The 6,586-nt window shown below is 68.5% G+C and carries 6 protein-coding genes; all 6 read right to left on the bottom strand.

All coding sequences use genetic code 11. The annotated features are described in order from the left end of the window. Positions 1-44: 44 nt before the first annotated feature. Complete coding sequence (locus tag ACZ6I1_RS22115) at positions 45-989, bottom strand: FHA domain-containing protein (RefSeq protein ID WP_469289678.1); 945 nt, start codon at positions 987-989, stop codon at positions 45-47. Positions 990-1,074: 85 nt separating this feature from the next. After that, positions 1,075-1,884, bottom strand: a complete 810-nt coding sequence (locus tag ACZ6I1_RS22120; RefSeq protein WP_469289655.1) for a DUF881 domain-containing protein — start codon at positions 1,882-1,884, stop codon at positions 1,075-1,077. Between the two features lie 5 nt (positions 1,885-1,889). After that, complete coding sequence (locus tag ACZ6I1_RS22125; protein WP_007262894.1) at positions 1,890-2,222, bottom strand: small basic family protein; 333 nt, start codon at positions 2,220-2,222, stop codon at positions 1,890-1,892. Next, a complete protein-coding gene (locus tag ACZ6I1_RS22130) occupies positions 2,219-3,127 on the bottom strand; it encodes a DUF881 domain-containing protein (protein WP_469289657.1) in 909 nt (302 codons plus the stop codon). Before ACZ6I1_RS22130 ends, ACZ6I1_RS22125 begins: the two co-directional genes overlap by 4 nt. 101 nt (positions 3,128-3,228) lie before the next feature. Then, positions 3,229-5,724, bottom strand: a complete 2,496-nt coding sequence (locus tag ACZ6I1_RS22135) for a sugar phosphate nucleotidyltransferase (protein WP_469289659.1) — start codon at positions 5,722-5,724, stop codon at positions 3,229-3,231. A 99-nt stretch (positions 5,725-5,823) separates the two neighbouring features. Further along, complete coding sequence (locus tag ACZ6I1_RS22140; protein WP_469289661.1) at positions 5,824-6,414, bottom strand: CDP-alcohol phosphatidyltransferase family protein; 591 nt, start codon at positions 6,412-6,414, stop codon at positions 5,824-5,826. Positions 6,415-6,586: the final 172 nt, after the last annotated feature.

Below are 6,586 nucleotides of genomic sequence, written 5' to 3' on the forward strand. Positions count from 1 at the left end.
GAACCTTCCCTTGATGGGGGTGCCCCCGTACGGAGTCGGAGAGGTCAGACGCCCCGCAGGCTCGCGTAGAAGACCATCCGGTACTTGCCGATCTGCACCTCGTCGCCGTTGTGCAGCGCCACGGAGTCGATCGGTTCACGGTTCACGTACGTGCCGTTGAGGCTGCCGACGTCGGCGACGGTGAAGCCGCCTTCCGGGCTCCTGCGGAATTCGACATGGCGCCGGGAGACGGTGACGTCGTCCAGGAAGATGTCGCTCTGCGGGTGCCGGCCCGCCGTGGTCAGCTCACCGTCCAGCAGGAAGCGGCTGCCGGAGTTGGGACCGCGCCGCACGATGAGCAGGGCGGAACCGGGCGGCAGCGCTTCCACCGCGGCCTGGGCCTCGGGGGACAGCGAGGACGACACGTGCTGTTGTCCCGACACCTCGGCCTCGTAGGCCTCGAGGCCCGAGATCGAAATGGTGGACGTGGTCTCCGAGGCACGCTCCGGCGTCAGACCCGCCCGCAGCGGCGCTCCGCAGTTGGAGCAGAACCGGCTGGCCGCATCGCTGCGGTGTCCGCACCTGCTGCAAACCTGCTCGGCCGACATGGACGGCTCCTCGCGCCGCGGCTGCCCCGCGGAGGCATTGGTGGCATACGGATCGGGGGCAAACCCTCCACCCGCACTTGAGGTTGACGGTTCACCGAAACCTATGCGTCCGGTACCGGCGGGGTCAACGGACGACGCGCCGTGCGCGCCCGGAATGTCACCCCCGCCCGCGACCTCGTCACGGAAGAGCGGCCGGTCGCCCTGCCCCTCCGCATCGCCGTGCCCGGCACGGTGACGTGCCGGACCGCTTTCCTCGCGGTTCTTCTTGCCGAACAGCTTCTCAAACAACTTCACGGGCGATTCCCCTTGACCGAAACAGACCCGCCCGTGGGGCAGGACGAACTCCGAATGCACACACCTGCCGACCCGGACATCCTCACAACGTCCGTAACCACCAGACAGTTTCCACCACGCACCGCGACTTCGGTGCGCCGACCCCCCGCAGGCGTCCGCCCGCGTGAGCCGCTCCACTCTCCGCTCCGCATCCTCACGATGACGACCGAGCGTAGTCAGGCTGCTTCGCAGCCCGCAAGGCATCCACAACGATCTTCGCCGGTCGTGTGACGACGACGGTGGCCTGTTCCTTTTCCAGCGTCTGGACGACACCGCCCGGGATGTTGAGCGCGGGCTCCAGGTCCTGCGGCTTTCCGATCACCCTGAACTCGTAGGGCTGTGTGATCTTCGTACCGTCGATCCCGACCCCGCCGCTCTCCTCCGAGAAGTACGAGCCCGCCACCACGCGCACCCCGTTGATCTGGATCGCCTCGGCCCCCGCCGCCCGCAGCTCCTGAAGGGTGTCCAGCAACTGGTCGGACCGCACGAGGCCCTTGGGATCGGTGATCTTCAGCGTGATACCGGGCCCCTGGGCCGCCACCGTACCGGCCAGGATGCCGAGCTGACGCTCCTTCTCCACTGTCTGCTTCCGGGCCTCCTCGGCCTGGTTGGAACTGCTCTCCAGCTCCTTGCGCTGATCTTCCAGCTGCTGCTTCTCCTCCTCCAGGCGCTTGGTCCGCCCGTCCAGCTCGTCCAGGATCCGGACGAGGTCCTCCTGGCGGGCCCCGCGCAGCGCACTGGAGTCACTGGTCGACCGCACCTGGATGGCCAGCCCGAGCCCCAGGACGAACAGCAGCAGCGCGACGATCAATTGGGCCCTGGTCACCCGCGGCGGCCACAGCCCTGCCGCGAGCCGCTGCCGGCCCGTTTGCTCGGGCACCTCCGTCACCGGCGGCGCCGTCCCCTTGTCAAGAGGCTGTTCCGGGACGTTCGGTTCCTCGGGCGGAGTGTCATTCGTACTCATCGGCCTCACGCCCGGAACACGTGCCGGCGGATGGCCGCGGCATTGGAGAAGATGCGGATGCCGAGGACCACGACCACACCCGTGGACAGCTGCGAGCCGACCCCCAGCTTGTCGCCGAGGAAGACGATCAGCGCGGCCACGACCACGTTCGACAGGAACGACACCACGAAGACCTTGTCCACGAAGATGCCGTCCAGCATCGCGCGCAGGCCACCGAACACCGCGTCCAGCGCCGCCACCACGGCGATCGGCAGATAAGGCTCCACCACGGCCGGTACTTCGGGCCGGACCAGAAGTCCGACCACCACTCCGGCCAAGAGGCCCAGTACCGCGATCACGATGCACCCTTCTGCTGCTCTGCTGCTGTAGCTGTACGTACGGTCAGGCTCGACGCGGCCGGCAACCGCACTTCGTCCGCGGCGGACAGGGTGTAGCGGATCCCGTAGCTCTCCTGCAGCACGTGCAGGTACTGGCCGTCCGCCGAGTCCTGGAAAGCAGTGCCGAGCCGCTTCTTGTCCCCCACCGCCAGCACTTCGTACGGCGGCACCAGCGGCCTGTTGTCGACCAGTATCGCGTCACCCGCGGCCCTGATCGCCGACAGCGCCGTCAGCCGCTGCCCGTTGATGGAGACGGCCTCCGCCCCGGACTGCCACAGCCCGTTGACGATCTTCTGCATGTCGCGGTCGCGGACCCGCCCGGTGTCCGAAAACCCTGCGCTCTCCCGCGGTCCGTCGCCGCCGCCCGACGAGGCGCCCTTCGCGTCGTCCACGACCAGCTTGATCCCCGGACCGCGCACTTCCGTGGCTCCGGACAGCAGCGCGACGAGCTCGCCCTGGCCGCTGCCGGGCTGTTTGAGCGCGGCCCGCTGGCGGTCCGCGACGTCCGCCCGCAGCCGCTCGATGTCCCGCTCCAGACCGTGCGCGCGGCCATCGGCCCGCTCCACGCGGTCGATCAGTTCCTGCCGTTCCTTGGCCAGCACCGGAGCCGCTATCCGCGCCTCGGCGGCACCGAGCGTGACGACCATGGCGGCGAGCACGAGTCCGGCGGCGAGCCCCAGTTTGGCCTTGAGGGTGCGCGGGAGCCCCGCCGTGCCCTCCGCCTCACGCCGGGCCGCGGCTTCCGCATAGCCCTCGTCGAGACTGTGGTCCATCACGTGCGTCAGCAGCGACATGGAGGCGTCCGGGCGCGCGGACGCAGGAGACGCCGAACTCCGGTTGTGGGGCGGCTGCGACATGCCGCACATCGTCGCATGTCGGCGGCGCACACACCGAATGCGCCCGCCCTGCGGGACGGGCGGGGATTCCTCCCCGCCCGTCCCGCGGGCTCCGGGTCTTCGCGCGGCACTCAGTGCCCGGCGCCGTCCACCACGCCCGCCCACTCGTCGAGCAGCGCCTGCGCCGAGGCGTCGTCGGGGCCTTCGGCCCACAGGTGGGTGACCGCCTCGGCCGGATCCGGCAGGACCAGCGCCCAGCGCCCGTCGGCCTCCACGACCCGCACCCCGTCGGTGGTGTCCACCTGCCGGTCGCCCGCGGCCTCCACGACCCGGCGCATCACGAGCCCCTTCACCGCCCACGGGGTCGGCACGTCCCGCTTGAGCACGTGCGCCCGCGGAATCCTGGCGTCTATCTGGCTGAGGGTGAGCTGCGTACGTGCCACCAGCCCGAGCAGCTGCACGAAGGCCGCGGCCCCGTCAAAGACGCTGCTGAACTCCGGCACGATGAACCCGCCGCGACCGTCGCCGCCGAAGATGGTGTTCTCCGCACGGCCCACCCGCGTCAGGTCGTCGGGCGAGGTCGTCGTCCACTCCACCTGCGTGCCGTGGTACGCGGCCACCTGCTCGGCGATGCGCGTGGTGGTCACCGGCAGCGCGACCTTGCCGCTGCGCTTGGCGGCGGCCACCAGGTCGAGCATGACGAGCAGCGCCCGGTCGTCCTCGATGATCCGGCCGCGCTCGTCCACCAGGGAGATCCGCTCTCCGACCGGGTCGAAGCGCACGCCGAAGGCTGCCCGCGCCGAGGCGACGATCTCCCCGAGCCGTACCAGTCCGGCCCGCCGGGACTCGGCGCTCTCCGTGGGCCTGGACTCGTCGAGCCCGGGATTGATCGTCAGCGCGTCCACGCCGAGCCGGCCCAGGAGGCTGGGCAGGACGAGCCCGGCACTGCCGTTGGAGGCGTCCACGACGACCTTGAGCCCGGCGTCGGCGATCCCGCTGATGTCGACCCGCCGCAGCAGCGAACCGGTGTAGGCGTCGAAGACACTGCCCGGGAACTGGAGGTCACCGATCTCGCCGGGGAAGGCCCGCCGGTACTCCTGGCGCGCGTACACCCGGTCGAGCTTGCGCTGCTGCTGGAGCGAGAGGTCCGCCCCGCGTTCGTCGAGGAACATGATGTCGACGGAGTCGGGCACTCCTGGCGAGGTCCGCAGGACGATCCCGCCGGCGCTGCCGCGTGCGGTCTGCTGCCGTGCCACGGGCAGCGGTACGTTCTCCAGGTCGCGCACGTTGATGGCGCTGGCCTGGAGCGCCGAGATCACGGCCCGTTTGAGCGCTCTCGCGCCTCGGGAGTGGTCACGCGCGGTGGTGACCGTCGCTCCCTTCTTCAGGGTCGTCGCGTAGGCGCCGGCGAGCCGCACCACCAGTTCGGGGGTGATCTCCACGTTGAGGATGCCGGAGACCCCGCGCGCTCCGAACAGGTGTGCCTGTCCGCGCGACTCCCAGATGACCGACGTGTTGACGAAGGCGCCGGCCTCGATCGTCTTGAAGGGGTAGACGCGCACATTGCCCTGGACGATCGATTCCTCGCCGACGAGGCACTCGTCCCCGATGACGGCGCCGTCCTCGATCCGGGCGGCACGCATGATGTCGGTGTTCTTGCCGATGACACAGCCGCGGAGATTGCTGTGGGGTCCGATGTACACGTTGTCGTGGACGACGGCCTTGTGCAGGAAGGCACCGCTCTTGACGACGACGTTCGACCCGATGACCGTGTGCTCGCGGATCTCGACCCCGGCTTCGATCTTGGCGTAGTCCCCGATGTACAGGGGCCCGCGCAGCACCGCGTCCGGGCTCACCTCGGCGCCTTCGGCGATCCACACCCCGGGCGAGATCTCGAAGCCGTCCATGTCGATCTGGACCTTGCCCTCGAGCACGTCGGCCTGGGCCTTGACGTAGCTCTCGTGCGTGCCGACGTCTTCCCAGTAGCCCTCGGCCACGTAGCCGTAGATCGGCCGGCCTTCCTTCATGAGCTGGGGGAACACGTCGCCGGACCAGTCGACGGAGACGTCCGGGTCGACGTAGTCGAAGACCTCGGGCTCCATGACGTAGATGCCGGTGTTGACGGTGTCGGAGAAGACCTGGCCCCAGGTCGGCTTCTCCAGGAACCGCTCTACCTTGCCCTCCTCGTCCACGATCGTGATGCCGAATTCGAGCGGGTTCGGCACCCGGGTCAGGCACACCGTGACCAGTGCGCCCTTCTCCTTGTGGAAGCGGATCAGGTCGGTGAGGTCGAAGTCGGTGAGCGCATCGCCGGAAATCACGACGAAGGCGTCGTCCTTCAGGGCTTCCTCGGCGTTCTTCACACTGCCGGCGGTGCCGAGTGGCTTCTCCTCGTTGGCATAGGTGAGCTCCATTCCGAGCTCTTCGCCATCTCCGAAGTAGTTCTTGACGAGTGACGCCAGGAACTGCACGGTGACCACGGTCTCGCTGAGCCCATGCCGCTTGAGCAGCCGCAGTACGTGCTCCATGATCGGCCGGTTCGCCACCGGCAGGAGCGGTTTGGGCATGCTCGAGGTCATGGGGCGAAGGCGCGTACCTTCGCCACCGGCCATCACGACGGCCTTCATGTCGGAAGAGTCCTCCTAGAGAGATGACGGTCGTGCCGACCCCACCCGTCTCGGACGGTGATTCCGCATCTCCTCCGCGTCATCCGGCGCCTGACGGGCTCAATCGGCCGTGGCGTCCGCCTTCACGAGACGGCGGACTTGAACCACGTAAAGGATTCCTGCCCACCAATAGAGGGTTGTACCCCATCCCGCGAACGCCCATCCGAAAACTGACCCCGTCCAGGCCAACCAACCGGTGCCGTCACTGAGCAGCAGCAAGGGGAACGCGTACATCAGGTTGAAGGTCGCGGCCTTGCCGAGGAAGTTGACCTGCGGCGGCGGATAACCGTGGCGGCGCAGGATCCACACCATGACCAGCAACATCAGCTCGCGCGCGAGCAGGGCGCCCGTCAGCCACAGCGGCAGAATCTCGCGATAGGTCAGACCGAAGAGGGTGGACAGGATGTACAGCCGGTCCGCGGCTGGATCCAGCAGCCGGCCGAGCTTGCTGATCTGATTCCAGCGCCGGGCGAGCTTCCCGTCGAGGTAGTCACTGATCCCGCTGAGCATGAGGACGGCCAGCGCCCACCCGTCGTACTCGACGAGGATCAGCCACAGGAACAGGGGCACGCCGGCGAGGCGAGCCATGCTCAGGATGTTCGGAATGGTGAAAATTCGGTCAGTCTGAACCCGAGTCTCCTGGACCTCCACCCGGGGGCCTCCACTGTGACGGTAGAAATGCGGACGTTCGATGCCCCTTGACCCTACAGGAGACCGCACACGTGTCCTGAACGCAGAAAAGCCCCGCACCGGGCCCGAAAGGGCTGGTGCGGGGCTTCCCGCAATGATTGTTCGGCGGCGTCCTACTCTCCCACAGGGTCCC

Source organism: Streptomyces sp. NPDC046303 (genome assembly GCF_055588085.1).